The organism is Streptomyces sp. NPDC032822 (assembly GCF_055578825.1).
The window spans coordinates 66,148-79,819 of record NZ_JBVIOL010000028.1 but is presented as its reverse complement, the minus strand read 5'-3'; the positions used below and the strand labels follow the sequence as shown (position 1 = coordinate 79,819).

General features: G+C 68.0%; 18 protein-coding genes and 1 pseudogene. 3 read left to right on the top strand and 16 right to left on the bottom strand.

What is annotated here, in order from left to right:
* Positions 1-706, bottom strand: a pseudogene (locus ACZ5VD_RS40765) (hypothetical protein); the annotation flags it as partial.
* 67 nt (positions 707-773) lie between these two features.
* Positions 774-1,301 (bottom strand): hypothetical protein, encoded by a 528-nt coding sequence (locus ACZ5VD_RS40760; protein WP_468685511.1) that lies wholly within the window; start codon positions 1,299-1,301, stop codon positions 774-776.
* Between the two features lie 185 nt (positions 1,302-1,486).
* On the opposite strand from ACZ5VD_RS40760, the gene ACZ5VD_RS40755 reads away from it, so the two are divergent.
* Positions 1,487-1,930 (top strand): hypothetical protein, encoded by a 444-nt coding sequence (locus ACZ5VD_RS40755; RefSeq protein WP_468685509.1) that lies wholly within the window; start codon positions 1,487-1,489, stop codon positions 1,928-1,930.
* 136 nt (positions 1,931-2,066) lie between these two features.
* Here ACZ5VD_RS40755 and ACZ5VD_RS40750 read toward each other — a convergent pair whose 3' ends face one another.
* The 13 genes from ACZ5VD_RS40750 to ACZ5VD_RS40690 form a co-directional block, all read right to left on the bottom strand.
* A complete protein-coding gene (locus ACZ5VD_RS40750) occupies positions 2,067-2,870 on the bottom strand; it encodes a protein kinase family protein (protein ID WP_468685506.1) in 804 nt (267 codons plus the stop codon).
* Between the two features lie 65 nt (positions 2,871-2,935).
* Positions 2,936-3,076 (bottom strand): hypothetical protein, encoded by a 141-nt coding sequence (locus ACZ5VD_RS40745; protein ID WP_468685504.1) that lies wholly within the window; start codon positions 3,074-3,076, stop codon positions 2,936-2,938.
* 9 nt (positions 3,077-3,085) lie between these two features.
* The gene (locus tag ACZ5VD_RS40740; RefSeq protein ID WP_468685503.1) at positions 3,086-3,739 is read right to left on the bottom strand and encodes a hypothetical protein; all 654 of its coding nucleotides are present in this window, start codon (positions 3,737-3,739) and stop codon (positions 3,086-3,088) included.
* Positions 3,646-4,185 (bottom strand): hypothetical protein, encoded by a 540-nt coding sequence (locus ACZ5VD_RS40735; RefSeq protein WP_468685501.1) that lies wholly within the window; start codon positions 4,183-4,185, stop codon positions 3,646-3,648. Before ACZ5VD_RS40735 ends, ACZ5VD_RS40740 begins: the two co-directional genes overlap by 94 nt.
* 260 nt (positions 4,186-4,445) lie before the next feature.
* Positions 4,446-5,696 (bottom strand): acyl-CoA dehydrogenase family protein, encoded by a 1,251-nt coding sequence (locus tag ACZ5VD_RS40730; RefSeq protein ID WP_468685500.1) that lies wholly within the window; start codon positions 5,694-5,696, stop codon positions 4,446-4,448.
* Between the two features lie 99 nt (positions 5,697-5,795).
* Positions 5,796-6,449 (bottom strand): GAF domain-containing protein, encoded by a 654-nt coding sequence (locus ACZ5VD_RS40725; RefSeq protein WP_468685498.1) that lies wholly within the window; start codon positions 6,447-6,449, stop codon positions 5,796-5,798.
* Positions 6,449-6,997: a GTP-binding protein gene (locus tag ACZ5VD_RS40720; RefSeq protein WP_468685515.1), complete on the bottom strand. Its 549-nt coding sequence runs from the start codon at positions 6,995-6,997 to the stop codon at positions 6,449-6,451. Before ACZ5VD_RS40720 ends, ACZ5VD_RS40725 begins: the two co-directional genes overlap by 1 nt.
* Before the next feature lie 76 nt (positions 6,998-7,073).
* Positions 7,074-7,457 carry a DUF742 domain-containing protein gene (locus tag ACZ5VD_RS40715; RefSeq protein ID WP_468685497.1) on the bottom strand — a complete coding sequence of 128 codons (384 nt, stop codon included), beginning with the start codon at positions 7,455-7,457 and terminating at the stop codon, positions 7,074-7,076.
* On the bottom strand, positions 7,454-7,948 hold the full coding sequence (locus ACZ5VD_RS40710) for a roadblock/LC7 domain-containing protein (protein WP_468685496.1): 495 nt from the start codon (positions 7,946-7,948) through the stop codon (positions 7,454-7,456). The genes ACZ5VD_RS40715 and ACZ5VD_RS40710 overlap by 4 nt, the downstream gene beginning before the upstream one ends.
* 37 nt (positions 7,949-7,985) lie before the next feature.
* Positions 7,986-9,401, bottom strand: coding sequence for an ATP-binding protein (locus tag ACZ5VD_RS40705; protein WP_468685494.1), 1,416 nt, complete (start codon positions 9,399-9,401; stop codon positions 7,986-7,988).
* Positions 9,402-9,538: 137 nt separating this feature from the next.
* Complete coding sequence (locus tag ACZ5VD_RS40700; protein WP_468685493.1) at positions 9,539-10,021, bottom strand: hypothetical protein; 483 nt, start codon at positions 10,019-10,021, stop codon at positions 9,539-9,541.
* Positions 10,022-10,178: 157 nt separating this feature from the next.
* Complete coding sequence (locus tag ACZ5VD_RS40695) at positions 10,179-10,541, bottom strand: hypothetical protein (RefSeq protein WP_468685491.1); 363 nt, start codon at positions 10,539-10,541, stop codon at positions 10,179-10,181.
* Between the two features lie 96 nt (positions 10,542-10,637).
* A complete protein-coding gene (locus ACZ5VD_RS40690) occupies positions 10,638-11,852 on the bottom strand; it encodes a helix-turn-helix domain-containing protein (protein WP_468685490.1) in 1,215 nt (404 codons plus the stop codon).
* Positions 11,853-11,983: 131 nt separating this feature from the next.
* On the opposite strand from ACZ5VD_RS40690, the gene ACZ5VD_RS40685 reads away from it, so the two are divergent.
* Positions 11,984-12,661 (top strand): HAD family hydrolase, encoded by a 678-nt coding sequence (locus tag ACZ5VD_RS40685; RefSeq protein WP_468685487.1) that lies wholly within the window; start codon positions 11,984-11,986, stop codon positions 12,659-12,661.
* Positions 12,662-12,818: 157 nt separating this feature from the next.
* Here ACZ5VD_RS40685 and ACZ5VD_RS40680 read toward each other — a convergent pair whose 3' ends face one another.
* The gene (locus tag ACZ5VD_RS40680) at positions 12,819-13,277 is read right to left on the bottom strand and encodes a hypothetical protein (RefSeq protein WP_468685484.1); all 459 of its coding nucleotides are present in this window, start codon (positions 13,275-13,277) and stop codon (positions 12,819-12,821) included.
* A gap of 169 nt (positions 13,278-13,446) precedes the next feature.
* Between ACZ5VD_RS40680 and ACZ5VD_RS40675 the strand changes: the two genes are divergently transcribed.
* The gene (locus ACZ5VD_RS40675) at positions 13,447-13,650 is read left to right on the top strand and encodes a hypothetical protein (RefSeq protein ID WP_468685482.1); all 204 of its coding nucleotides are present in this window, start codon (positions 13,447-13,449) and stop codon (positions 13,648-13,650) included.
* Positions 13,651-13,672: the final 22 nt, after the last annotated feature.

Sequence of the window (13,672 nt, the reverse complement as noted above, 5' to 3'; positions counted from 1 at the left end):
GGGCGGAAGTCGTCGCGGCAATGGTGCAGGCGATGATCGCCGGGCCGTCTCCGTCGCCGATGCCTCTAGCGTCAGTAGATGGCTCCGGCCCAGCGTCATTGTCGGGGACAGGCCGGTAGGTGCAGCTCACGACGATGATCGTGGACTCGACGGACAGAGTGGTCGCCGCAGGTCCTGTCAGCCCTACACGCCACCTGACCGTAGCCACACGAGAACGCGGCCAGGATGGCCGTCTCAACGAAGTTAGTCCCCCCTGTACAGCAGATCGAGGTCGACTGACTTCCTTGAGAACGGACAGTGAGTGCCGGCCGGCGGGCAACGACAGTGCCGCATCTGCAGGGTGCACATTGGGCACTCCGTGGCCGCGATAGGCGATTCGTGTCACCCACACCGGCCCGAACATGCAGGTCAGCAGGCGACGGTGGCCCCTCTCCCGCCAGGGTCGAGGCTGTCCTTCCGGACCGAGGACCATCGGCCGCCGTCCTTCTGCTCGCACCGTGTCCTCCTCTTTCTTGGCTCGCAGATCGAGGTGGTCCTGCATCAGCTGCCGCAGCAGTTCGCGTCCCAGCTGTTCGAGCTGGGTTTCCAGTTCGTCATGAGGCATGTTCGCCGCCGGGCCGTCAGCCAGCGTCGAGATGAGGCGTTCGAAGGCATCACGGGAGGCAAAGTACGGATCAGGTTCACGCAAGACGTCGTACGGTTCCATCGGGCTCTTCTTCGGGAGTGATTCGTTTTGGTTGGCGCCTACGAATCTACGGAGAAGAGCCCCTTGGTCACTGGGAGTTGACCCGGTTCCGCCCCGGGCCTTGTCGGGCAAGGGTGAACTGTCCTGGCGTGTCCTCGTCCAGCCAGCCCCGCTCCACCAGCCGCTTCAGCTTCCCCCGGGTCCCCTCGATCTTCCCGGTCGTCGTCGGTAGACCGATCCGAGGCACGATCTGCTTAGCCTGCACCGGTCCGGGCGCATCAGCGATGATCTCCATGATGTCCCGGTACACATCCGGCAACACCGCCACGACCAAGCCCTCCCGCCACGGCGGCACCATCATCACCCCGACGCCATGAGGCGCCGACGTCAGGTGCAGTAGCGACGCGTCCTCTGCCGGAATATGCGGCTCGGCCTCGGCGGCCGACAGCTCCGCAAGCACCTGCGTGACGGTCTCCCGCGTGATCTCCAACCGGGAAAGATCCTCCCGTGCCCTTGCCAGCCGGAGGGCCAACTCCACAGTTTCGGCCTGGAGTTCCTCCACTCGCTGGCGAGCCGCGTCCTCCCGCGCTTGAAGCTCTTCCGGCAAAGACACCATGGCGCCCCACCTCCACCCCACCACCGTAGGAGCACGCGAGCGCCTGGCACACCAAGCAGCGCTTTGCCAGTCCAACCCGCCCCGAGATCACCTGCACCCCATCAATTTCCTTCGCATGAGGCGACCAGGACAATGGAGAAACTGCAATTTGTGACTCCCCGAGATCGACGCAAGGTGCTGAACCTATGACTGAAACGCCGTCCGCTATGCAGATGATCTCCTTCGCGGCCTGGCGGGACGACGCCCCGCACCGGGGCCACCCAGCCGATCGGCACTACGTCACCCTGGCGGAGCTTCTGGTCCGTCTGGGGAGTTACGGACTCACGCTCACCTGGCGAGCTCAGGTCTTCGACGATCACCCACACCCCAAGTTCGCCGAGCTGGTCACTGCTTCAGAGGGCAACGGAATCCCCACCCTTGAGCTGCTGGCCATGGACGCGCCCTACCTGCAGGCAGTCGACGGAGACTTCGAAGGCTACGCAGGCACCGAACTCATGCTCACCCTGAGGGAGTTCGACAGCTCAAGCTGGGACGTCCGCACAGCCGACAAGTGGGTCCTGAGTGAGATCCAACGACACTACCCAGATGCCAAGCCAATGACTTCGGACGAATGGGATGCCACGAGCTGATCGCTGACGATGAAGCGATGTGACCGTGCACACCTCTGCACCATCCCCGACCAGCAGAACTACGACCTCACATCCTTGATCCCGACCATCACTTCAGAGGATCCGCACCCAAATGAGATGGCCCCTATAAGGTCGGTCAGGGTTGTGATTGGCGGTGTTGGTGCCAGGCGCCGGCGGCGTGTTGCATCGGGTTGGCCCAGTCGTTGGGGCTTTGGGCGGCGATGGAGTCCCACAGTCGGTGCTGTGCGCGGGCGAGAGCATCGAGGCCCTGGGGCGGGGCCTCTTTCCAGGCCGGGTGGGCGGCGGCTGCTGTTTCGGCTTGCTGGCAGGTGTGGCCGTGGGCGATGAGCCAGAGCAGCCAGAGGGCGGGGTCGATCCAGGGGGCGCCGGTGGAGGCCCATCCCCAGTCAACGAGGAGCGCTCGACTGCTCGTGATCAGGATGTTGTGGGGGTTCCATTCGGTGTGCAGGAGACTGTTGCCGGCGAACCAGGTGAGGTCTGCGGGGTCGTCCACGTAGGTCCTGAGCCGGTGCGCCATCGACTTCAGTTCGAGCGGTGGCGTGGGCAGGGCGGCCAGCCGGGTCATGGTGGCCGTGACGGCTGGGAGGTCGGGGGAGGCGGGTGTGTAGTCGGCGTGGTGGCCTTGGACGTACTCGAAGGCGAGGAAGCTCCAGCCGTCCTCTTCGATGTGCCAGTGCAGCGCCGGCGCGATGCCCTTCACATGGATGCTGAGGTGTGCTTCGCGCTGCTGGGTCCACACACGCGGGTGGTCCAGGGGCAGTCCTTTGACGAACAGGGTGCGCTGGGCGGTTTGCACGCGGGCGGCGATGGCGCTGTTGAGGCCGGCGTTGATGGTCCCGGTGTCGATGACGGGGCCGCTGGTCTTCTCGATCAGCCGCAGTACGGTGTCCGGGAGTTGGGTGAGCCGCTGCGTGGGCAAAGCGCTTCTCCTCTGCGAGGTGAGGGGCGGGGTGGCGCCGGGGCCGTGTGGCCCCGGCGGACGGTTTAGTTGTAGGGGTTGTCTTCTCCGCAGCCCGGCAGGGTGCGGGCGGTCAGTTCTTCCACGTCGGCGACGAAGAGGACATGGTCCGGGTCTTGCGTGTCGGGTTCCGGTTTGCGGGTCAGTTCGATCATGACAGTGGTCATGTGGCGACCTCATTTTCGATGTTGGCAGTAGTGCTTCAGTGGTGCCTTCGCCTCCTGGAGGACTTTCGCCATCGGCCGGCACACCCGGCAGGTGCCGGACAGGGTGCAGCCGCTGCAGCCTCCAGTGCGAAGCATGAGGGAATCGGCGATGCGGCCGAGCCGTGCGAGGCCCTCCACGCGCTCGGTGATCAGGTCGATGTTCGGTTCGCGGCCGACCTTGCAGATCGACGCGTGCCCGAACGGGTCGGTGTGGAAGAACGTCACGCCCGCGGGGCAGCCGGTGAACGGCTTCCGGTGGGTCAGGTGTTCGGGGGACTGCTGCGGCAGCGGTTCGGCAGTGCCGTGGATCGTCGGGGAGATGTTGGCGTACTCGCGAAACGCCACCCCGAGGTCGCGCGCCCAGGTGCGCATGGCGTCTGCTTCGTGTGCGTTGTCCCGGACGATGATCAGGCTCAGGTCGATGTTCAGGCCCGCCGCGAGTGCCATCTCCAGGCCGCGGGTGAAGCGGTCGAATCCGCCGCGGCGGCGCGTCACGTTGTCGTACGTTGCGGCGGTCGCGCCGTACAGGCTCAGTGTGAGCTTGGTCGGCGGGTATTCGCGCAGCAGGTGGAGGATGCGGTCCTTGTGGAGCCGGGATCCGTTGGAAAGGATCTCCAGTTGCATGCCGAGCTCGTAGGCGAGTCGGTAGGCCGGGGGAAGTCGGGGTCGATCAGAGGCTCCCCGCCGGTGATCTGGAGCCAGATCACGCCCGCGTCGCGCATGATGGTCAACAGCGTGCGTTTGCCGTCGATGTCGAGGCCCTCGAACCGCTTCTGGCCGAGGTAGCACATCACGCAGTCGTAGTCGCAGCCCAGGTTGAGTTCCCAGGTGGCGCGGTTGAACGAGTACGGCCCGGCCTCGCGCAGCAGGACGACGTCGGCGACGCGTTGGCCGGCCAGGTTCAGGTCCCATTGCGTACGGACCGCATCCGCGAGCCACTGGGGCACGATGTTGGCCCGCGGCGCACGCAGTTCCTCGAACCGGGCCGCGGGCAGCTGCAAGGCTTTGGGACTGCCCGGCCGCAGGATCAGGCGCTTCGTGCCAAGTGGTGTGGCGATGAGTTCGTGCATAACGGTTTCCCTTCACCGGGGTGTGGCGCGGTGCCGGGCCGCTCGGGGGAGAGACGGCCCGGCACCGGGTTGATCCCGGCGCTGGACGGGATACGGGGCCATCCAGCAGCCGGTGGTGGCCCTTGTCCCCCGGTCACCGTCCTACCGAGGGACAAGGGTTTGGGCCCCTGGCGCCGGCCGTGGGGGAACGGGATCGACGCCAGGGGTGCAGGGCCCGCGCGCGGCGGGACAGTGGCAACAGGGCTGCCGCGCACGGGAGATCATGCGGCGGCAGGCTGGCCCCTCGCCGTCGCGCTGGGGACGGCCGCCATCTGCTGGGACCAGTCGGCGGCGAGGAGACCGAGGGCCGTGTTGGCGAGATGGATGCGCTGGAACTCGCCGGTCCCGGCAAGTGCGTAGGTGTGCTGGACATCCCTGAACAGGCGCTGTAACGCATAGTCGCCGTCGAGCGCGTGGGCCCCGTGCAGTTCCATGGCGTCGCGTCCGGTTGCGGCGGCGAGCTCATGCCCGGTGTGCTTGGCGCCGATCAGGACGCTGTCGCATGGCACACCCTGGTCCAGGAGATGCACAGCGTGGTAGGCGATGCAGGAGGCTTCCTGGAGGCGTGCCTGCATGGCGCCGAGGCGGTTACGGACGACGGGGAGGTCGGCGAGGTGGGCGCCGTATCGGGGCCGGGCGCTGAGCCAGGTGGCGGTGGTGGAGACGAAGGCTTCGTGCAGGCCGAGGCTGAGGGCGGTGAGGTTGGGGCGTCCGTAGACGATGCTGCTGCTCTGTGCGACGTGCAGGCCTTGGCCGAGGTCGCCGAGGATGGCCGTGGCGGGCACGCGTACCCGGTCGAGGATGAGGCGGCCGGTGCTGAAGCCGTGCAGGCCCAGGCGGGCCCGGTGCGGGGCCAGGCTCACCCCCTTGCGGTCGTGCTCGACGAGGAACGCGGTCAGCGCCCGGGAGGCGGTGGTGTCGGCCGGGGCGGTGCGGGCGACGACGACGTGCAGGCCGGCGAGATGGCTGTTGCCGATGTGGAGTTTCTCGCCGCTGATCACCCACTGGCCGTTTCCCGCGGGGAGGGCGATCGTCTCGATGCCGCCGATGTGTCCGCCGGTGTGCGGCTCGGTGACCGCGATCGACAGCAGCACCGAGCCGTTGGCAGCCGCGGGCAGCCATCGGGCCTGCTGCTCGGGGGTGCCCCAGTGGCACAGGGCGCCGACGGGGATGAGGCCGGCTTGCAGGATGGCAGCCGTGGCAGCGGAGACCACGGCCAGGCGGTGGATCAGGATGGTGCGTGCGACATGTCCGCCGCCCCTACCGCCGTATTCGGGCGGGATCGTGATGCCGAACCAGCCCAGCTTGGCCATGATCTGGGGCAGCTTGCGCTCCACCTGGTGCGGGGTGGCCTCCATACGGTCCACGCACGCGGCGGCCTCGTCGGTGGCGAATGCTTCGGCCTGCTCCCACAGCTTCAGGTGGGCATCCGTCAGGAAGGGGGCCAGTGAGGCGGGTGGGGTGGTGGGCATGTCGTCTCCTGTCCCTGAGCGAGGTCGCCGAATGCGGTGGGCCCGGCCTCCTGGGCGGCTGGCGGGGCGAGGATGAGGATGGGGCGGGGTCGCCATGCGTCAGCGCGCGGGCGCTTGGGCGGTCAGGGTCTGCACCACGGTGGTGCCGGTGCCCTTGACGATGTCGAGGAGGTGCTGGGCCTGGGCCAGGGGGCGGGGTTCGGGGTCGATGACACACACCGTCCCCCACGCGATATGGGTGGCGGGGTCGATGAGAGGCGCGCCGAAGTACGAGCGGATGCCGAGGGCGTCCGTTACGTGGTTGCCGGCGAAGCGGGGGCTGGCGTAGACGTCGGGTAACGGCAGTGCCTTCTGGCGGGCGATGACTTCCGGGCACCAGCCGTGGCGGCGGCTCATGCTGCGGCCCACCGGGATCAGCCCGCTGTCCGGTGGCGGCTGGTGCAGACCGATGAACGTCTGCTGCGACCAGAAGACGTTGACGAAGCCATAGGCGAGCCCGGTGCGTTCGGCCATCTCCCGCGCGAGCCGGTCCATGTGATCGTCCGGCACTGGGACGATGCCGAGGCGTGCGATCACTTCCTGCCGTGTCTGTTCCACGGCGATCAGGTGGGCGGTGGCGCCGCTGATCGAGGCGGGTTGGTGGGGCAGCAGGCCGGGCGGCGCGACGACCGCCTCCCGTGGGGAGGACGGTGGGCGTGCACCGGTATGGCCGACGGCAGTGGGGGAGCGCATGAAGGGGTACTGGTGGGTCATCAGACGTCCAAGGGGGCTGGGGTGGTGAGGCAGGCAAGGGCGTGGTCGACGAGGGTGACCAGGGCGGAGGCGACCTGGGTGGCCTCGCGGGCGTCGCAGGACAGGACCGGGATGTCGGGGGCGATGTCGAGGGCCTGGCGGACATCCTCGTGCGGGAAGAGGACGGCGCCGTCGAACGGGTTGATCGCGATGATGAACGGCAGTCGGATCTGTTCGAAGAACGACACCGCCAGGAAACTGTCCTCCAGTCGGCGGGTGTCGAGGAGGACGACGGCGCCGATGGCTGCGCTGCAGACGTCGTACCAGAGGTGGGAGAACCGCTGTTGGCCGGGCGTGCCGAACAGCAGCAGCTCAAAGGGGTGCGGGTCGGTGAAGCCGACGCGGCCGAAGTCGAACGCCACGGTCGTGGTCGTTTTGGAGGCCGCGTGGTCGAGGCGGTCGACCGGCATGCTCGCCTTGGTCAGGCGCTCTTCGGTGGTCAGTGGCGGGATGTCGCTGATGGCCCCGACCGCGGTGGTCTTCCCGGCCCCGAACCCACCAGCGATCACCACCTTGAACACGGTGCGCTCTGCACGGGTCTCGGCGTGCCCGTGTGCTGCGCAAGCGTCAGGGCGGCAGGGTGGGCTATTCATCGAGCCACTTCGTCGTGAGGGCGGTGCGGAGCCGCAGGAGGAGGGCTTGGTCGGGATCGGACGGGCTGGCGGTGGCGGGCATGAGGACGCGGGCCGCTAGGAGGTCGCTGATGAGGATTTTGGCGGGGGTCAGGCCGCAGCCGAGGGTGCCGGCGAGTTCGGCGACGGAGCGCGGCCGGGCCCGGCACAGGGCCGTGATCTGTCCGCACTCCTCCGGCAGCCCGGGTCCTGGGCGGCCGGTGCCGTGGTGCATCACCGACTCCAGGCGCAAGCGGTATTGCGGCCGGGTCCGGCCCCGGGTGAGTGCGTAGGGTCTGACGAACGCCGCCATGTCCGGGTCGGCCGCCACCGAAGGGCGCTGCGCGGGCGTTGTCATCGTGTGGTGTCGGCGGGGCGGGTGCGGGCCGGGGTCAGCATGTGGGGTTCGAACGCGGTGACCAGGCGCCCCATCTCGAACCCCACAGTGCCGGCATCAGCCTCAGGAGTGGTCACTACGCAGAGCACGGTGTCCACGAACTGCTGCCCGATGCCGTTGTGGCTGCCGAAGGCGGTGCTGCGGCCGGCGAACTGAATGAAGATCAGCGAGTCTGGGCGTTCGATGATGATCTGCCGCGGTAGATGCTTCTCGTGCCGTGGGCCGGTGATGCTGCCGCCCAGGGACGCCAGCCCGCACACGGCCGCCGCCAGTTCATCCGCCCAGTCTCTGTCGATGTCGCTGTCCAGTAAGGCGACGCCGTCACGCGAGGCCAGCACCGCATGAGTGGCACCGGCAACCTCGTTCACGAACTCGCGCAACAGCCAGGCCATCGACTCCCGGTGCTCCCCGGTGCCGTCAGAGGTGGATACAGGATCGCTGTGCGGAAGCATGCGTGAAACTCCAAACAAGAGGGGGGTGGGGGAGGGGTTAGTGGGATGCCGGAGGCTGCTGCGGTGGTGCAGGGGTGGTGGGGCTGGCGGCGCGGTAGGCACTGCGGAACGCACCCGCCAGCCCCGCCGTGGCCGCTCCCGTGGGCACTGTTGCGGAAGCACCCGGAGGCGGCAGGCCAGCCCCCTTCTTCCGCTGCGGCAGCCCGGTCGGCCCCACGGCCGCAGCTGGAGCAGGGGCCGGGTCGGGACGTTGTGGGGCGGGAACCGGTGCAGGCCGCGAGGCGCCCGGTGGGATGGGGGCGGGCGCGTTGGGGGCTGCCAGGTCTTCGGCGTCGTCGTCCTGGATGGGGACGAGGAGGCGGCGGGGGATGACGACCAGGGCCGTGGTGCCGCCCAGCACGTTCTCGGACAGGGTGACGGTCAGGCCGTGCCGTTGTGCGATCTTTGCTGCGGTGAGCAGACCGAAGTGGCCGCGGCGCACCTGGTCGCTGACGTCGATCGTGTCCGGCGCGGCGAGCAGCTGGTTGAGCTGGGCACGCACCGGTGGCTGCATGCGCAGGGCGCGGTCCTCCACCTCGATGGCCAACCCCACCGGAACCGACTGCGCCCGCACGATGACCCGGGTCTCGGGGGCGGAGAAGCGGCACCCGTTCTCGATCAGCTCGGCCAGCAAATGGGACAGGTCCGGCCCCACCTGCTGCGCCAGCCCGATCGCCGTACCGACCTGGCCGGCCACCACGTCCACGCGGGGGTAGGCCACCACCTCTGAGACCGCGCCGCGCAGCACCACCGACACCGACACCGGCCGCCTGGTGGCGCGCAGCGACTGGCCTCCCAGCACGCCCGTGCTTTCCACCTGTCGCCTGATCCGGGTCACCAGGTGATCCAACTGGTAGATGCGGTGCAGGAGTTCGGCGTCGTCGGTCGCGCCCTCCAACTCCGACAGCGCCGCCAATGCTCTCTCTACTAGCGCATGTTCACGTTGTGCCAGGCGGCGCAGGACCTCCAGCAGCACCGCCGACTGCCGACTGGCGTGCACCTCGGCCAGAGAGCACACCACTCGCTCCTGCACCTCGACCAGCAGCCGCTTCGCCTCCGATGTCGCAGGCTCATCGTCTGCCGCCGGCACGAACAGGAATGGGGAGGGGATGCCCTCCCCGCGCAGCAGCGCATCGACTGCCGTCTGCGTGGCCTTCTCCACCTCGGCGATGGCACCCTGCACGCCCGCCAACTGGTCGTCGAAGTGGTGCTGGACGGCCCGGGCTGCCGCCTTCGTACGCCTCCAAGCGATCAGGCCGCTCACACCCAGGCCGCAGGCCATCGCGCCAAGGATGCTTCCCGGAGGTACGGTCAGGGTCCACCAGGCCAGGGCGCCGGTGCCGAGTAACGCGCTGTCCACCAGCCGCGGGGCTAACAGCGCGGTGCGGATCTGATCGTGCAGGCCGTGGTGCATCGGGGTGCCCCGTCTCCTCCGGTGGCGGCGGGGGGTTGCGGCGGTGGCGGGGGAGACGCCGTCAGACATGACAATCCTCAACAACGGGTGTGGATGAATGGCGAGAGGGCGATGCAGTCCGGGAGCCGTTTCGGCGGTCAGGGCGAGGGTGGGAGTACGGCCTTGACGGTCTTGCCGATGACCTCGCCGGCGTCGCTGCGCAGCAGCTCCCACGCCAGGCGGCCCTTGGCGTGGTCGATCCACCAGAGACCCGTCACGGGCGGGTAGCCGTCGGTGCCCTGGCTGACGATCTCGTCAAACTTCGGGAAGTCTGGGAGGGCGTCGTCGACCTCGATGATCAGCTCGCCGTGTCGGCTTGGGCAGATCAGGCGGATGGGAATCATGCGGTCCGGGAAGAGCTTCGCGTGCCGGACGACGTTGTCCATGAGGTGGCCGCAGACGCGGGTCGCGATGTCGATGTTGCCCGGCCAGCGCGCCACCGTCAGCCGCGGCCGCACCCGCAATCGAACGTTGGAACCGACGAACTCATCCCCCTTCAGCCGGTCCTCCCACCGGTACGCGGGCTGACCGCCGATCGCGATGAGTGCAGGGGGCTCGGTGGGTTGGGGCGAAGGGTTCACGGGAGCTCCCGGAGATGACGACTGCGGTTGTGCTGGTCGACGAAGACGAGCCCCTGTGCCGCACCTCGGCTTGGTACTCGTTCGCGTTGTGCCGCGCCTGTTCTGGCCGTGGCATGGATGAAACCTGCGCTGCTGCGGACCGCGGGGTGAGCGGGAGTCATTTAGCTGCCTCGAGCGCCTGGCGCAGCGCCGCGGCCGCTGTAAGCCCGTGCTGGAGAGGAATGAGCCAGTAGGGGCCGGGCGGCGCCTCGGCATGGTCCGGTGGCAGGACCACGTATGAGTTCGAGCCCAATGCTTGCGTGTCCGGAACGTCCCACTGGGCGGCGCTGCCTGCTGGGACGAAGAAGTACAGCAAGGGTTCGGGGTGAGCCGGATCTACGGCCACGGCGCCGGGCTCTTCGAGTAGTTCAATCGCACGTACGCCTCGATGCCGTTGCACCTTCACGGCGTCCCAGGCGCTACCAGCGGCCACCAGCCGCAGCCCGGCCGCGGTCAACATCAGTTCCGCATCGCTAATCATCTGTCGTCCCGTCTTTCGCTGCGCTGTGCGGCGAAGGTACGACCGACGCAACACGGCTACCCGAACTGAGAGTTCGGGTGAACCGCGAGTTCGTGATTAGACGAGCGCGAGTCGCTGAACCAGTTCGTTGACCTGACGGCGGAAGGTGGGGCGGACCCGCTGCTGGAGGTCGAGGATCATGTGGCGCGCAAGAGGGCTGCGCGCCAGATCCTCAGGAGCGATGTCCTCCAGGTCCAGCAGGTGGACCAGGACGGCTGCATTCTCGCGACGTAGGTCGTGGCACCTGGCCAGTTCCAGACCGAAGGTGAAGCGCCGCTCACGGCTGGGCAGGCCACGTGTATCGATCCGGTCGGCGAGGCGCAGTCCTTCAGAGGCCTCCCCGGCAAGCATCTCGATACTCATCGCGTGCAAAGAGCAGTTGGTCGGCCCGAACACGGTCCACTGAACGTTTCCCTCACCGACGTGACGGGCGAGCGGGACAGCGCGCTGCTCGAGCCGGGCACGGGCCTGCCACCAACGACGGCGGCGGGCATCGGAGACCACGGCGACCAGTTCGAGGGCCCCCTCGACGGCCTGGGTCTCATCGGTCACCGACGTCTGTCGCAGTTGCTCGACGGCGCACAGCGCAACCTCCTTGGCTTCCTCGACGGCGCCCGGCTCGTCATGGGACAGTAGGACGTGGCCCAGATTCCACTGGGCTGCCGCGATACGCACCGGGTCATCGGCGTCTTCGGCAGCCCGGATCGCCCGGTCGGCGACCATGAGCGACAGATCGAGGCGCCCGGCGCGGCGACAATACGACCGTAAAAGCCCGTACAAATCCGCTGCCACGCGCAGGACTTCGCGCCGCGCCTGGGCATCGGTCCCGGTGCGGCGCACTCGCACGGCATGCTCGACATCACCGATCAGATCGGGAAGGACGAGGGCCGCGGCCGTGAACCGGTCCTTCGACGACTGCCAGGTCCGCCACGCCTGCTCAACCCGCTCCCGCAACTCCGACGGGCTCGCGGGATCCGCGCTGCGGGGACGGTCGTAGCCCATGAGGGCTCGAGCTACTGCGGGCGCGGCTGTGTGAGGGACGGTCGACTCCTCGCTGGCGTCTTCGCAGAGCAAGGCGGCTAGCGGTACACCGAGTTCGGCGGCGAGACGGGACAGCACGTCGGCTGAGGGCACCTTCTGCCCGGCTTCGATCTGCTGGAGATAGCGTTCGGTGATGCCGCACAGCCCAGCGATGGCCGCTTGGGTTCGGTTGCCGTTCTTGCGGCGGTAATACTTGACCTTCTGGCCCACGGGCAGCCTCGGTGCGATCACCGTTTTGCCCCCTTCCCCACTCGCGTCTCGTACCGTCAGCGTAGAACGGAGTGCTTCAGCGGGCGCGTGGTCCGCGCACATTCAGGTGACCAGTAAGAGCCCAGTGATGGGTGGGTAGTTCGGGAGGCGCCATGCCGCGACTGATCTTGTGGGACATCGACCATACGCTGATCGACACACGTGGCGTGGGCCGCGAACTGTCGGCGGCCGCGTTCCTGCAGACCACAGGGCAGGTCCTGCGCGAGCAGGCCAAGATTGATGGAATCACGGAGCCAGTCATCTTCCGCGAGACCGCAAAACTGCACGGGCTGACCACCGACCGAGCCGACTTCGAGCGCTTCGCTCGTGCGCTGACGGAAGAACACCTCAAGCGAACAGCGCACCTGCGCGAGCGCGGTCACGCGCTGCCCGGTGCGGCCGCCGCCCTCGACGCCCTCGACGCTGTTGAGATCCGGCAGACGGTGGTCTCCGGCAACATCCGCCCGGTCTCCGAGATCAAACTTCAGGTCTTCGGACTCGACCGACACATCCGGTGGGAACTCGGCGCATACGGCGAGGACAACGACATCCGCGCCGAGCTCGTCAAACTCGCCCTGCGCCGCGCGGATACAACAGCCGAGGACGCGGTGCTGATCGGAGACACACCGGCCGATGTGGAAGGCGCCCACGCCAACGGTGTACGGGTCATCGCCGTGGCCTCTGGACGCAGCGACGAAGCGGTACTTCGAAACGCCGGTGCCGAGGTCGTGCTGTCGGATCTGCGCGACGCGGAACTGCTGGTGAAGCTCGTACAGGGCGAGAACGAATAGTGGTCGTCCGGCAGACTCCATCACCCTCATGGGTTACCCGGCAAAGTCCGCCAGGCTGACTGGAGCTCGAGGCCCAGCGCCTGCCTGGTTGACAGCCAGACCATCAACCAAGGCGGGGCAAGGGCGCGGTATGGCGCAGGCGGAGGTCAGGGCGGCTTCAAGTTCCCGGTAGAAGCGGGCTGTCGGTGATGCCCCAGATCCAGATGGCGTGTTCGGGTGCGTCCCGGATCGCTCGGGTGGTCTTGGCGATGTTGTCCGCTCCCAGCAGCCGCAGTCTGCCGATGGCCAGGTTCCGCAGAGCGGCCATCGCCCGCGGCGCGCTGCCGGTGTGGACGGTGGAGGCGTCCTCGGCGAACACCACATCTCTGACATGGTGGCTGGAATTTTCGATTCCCCAGTGCCCGCGCACATATCCGCCTAGGTGGGCAGGGGTGGCCTGGTGGGTGTCGAGGCTGGTGACGGCGTAGACCGTCTCCCGGGTCTGCCGCTTGCCGTTCTCCTGGCGGCGCCGGTGGATACGCAAGGCCAGCCGGGCTCGCGGGAAGGCGATCCCGCCCAGGTTCGCCGCGATGGCCATGGTCTTGGCCGAGCGGGACTCCCGCACCCAGGAGGGCAAGACCCGCCGTGAGATCATCCGATGCCTCAAGCGATATGCCGCCCGAGAGGTATTCAACCTGGTCAGGACGGTATCCATCGCCCCCAGTCATAGGGGCGTCCGTGGGGCCGTTGCTCAGTGGCGCGCCGCGGTGCGATACAGGTGGTCCAGCACCGAGACGGTCTTGGCCGTGCTGCCCACCAGCATCGGCGTGGTGCGGAAACGCCCGCCCACGACCACAGTGGGCATCAAGACGGTGGTCGACGGGTTCAAGCACATCGTGGACGCGTTCCTGGGGGTGCTGTGCTGCCGGAACACCGGAAAGATCATCGTGTGGGCGAGTTCGACCCTTATTGCTGGTTTTGGGGTCGTCGTTGAGAGCGACCGCGCGTGAGTCCGTGGCGGCGCGGATGGCC

Coding starts and splice junctions, on each gene's coding strand:
- ACZ5VD_RS40760 (WP_468685511.1), bottom strand. CDS start 1,301: ATGGTGTCTTTGCCGGAAGAGCTTCAAGCGCGGGAGGACGCGGCTCGC.
- ACZ5VD_RS40755 (WP_468685509.1), top strand. CDS start 1,487: ATGACTGAAACGCCGTCCGCTATGCAGATGATCTCCTTCGCGGCCTGG.
- ACZ5VD_RS40745 (WP_468685504.1), bottom strand. CDS start 3,076: ATGACCACTGTCATGATCGAACTGACCCGCAAACCGGAACCCGACACG.
- ACZ5VD_RS40740 (WP_468685503.1), bottom strand. CDS start 3,739: ATGCAACTGGAGATCCTTTCCAACGGATCCCGGCTCCACAAGGACCGC.
- ACZ5VD_RS40735 (WP_468685501.1), bottom strand. CDS start 4,185: ATGCACGAACTCATCGCCACACCACTTGGCACGAAGCGCCTGATCCTG.
- ACZ5VD_RS40730 (WP_468685500.1), bottom strand. CDS start 5,696: ATGCCCACCACCCCACCCGCCTCACTGGCCCCCTTCCTGACGGATGCC.
- ACZ5VD_RS40725 (WP_468685498.1), bottom strand. CDS start 6,449: ATGACCCACCAGTACCCCTTCATGCGCTCCCCCACTGCCGTCGGCCAT.
- ACZ5VD_RS40715 (WP_468685497.1), bottom strand. CDS start 7,457: ATGACAACGCCCGCGCAGCGCCCTTCGGTGGCGGCCGACCCGGACATG.
- ACZ5VD_RS40710 (WP_468685496.1), bottom strand. CDS start 7,948: ATGCTTCCGCACAGCGATCCTGTATCCACCTCTGACGGCACCGGGGAG.
- ACZ5VD_RS40705 (WP_468685494.1), bottom strand. CDS start 9,401: ATGCACCACGGCCTGCACGATCAGATCCGCACCGCGCTGTTAGCCCCG.
- ACZ5VD_RS40695 (WP_468685491.1), bottom strand. CDS start 10,541: ATGATTAGCGATGCGGAACTGATGTTGACCGCGGCCGGGCTGCGGCTG.
- ACZ5VD_RS40685 (WP_468685487.1), top strand. CDS start 11,984: ATGCCGCGACTGATCTTGTGGGACATCGACCATACGCTGATCGACACA.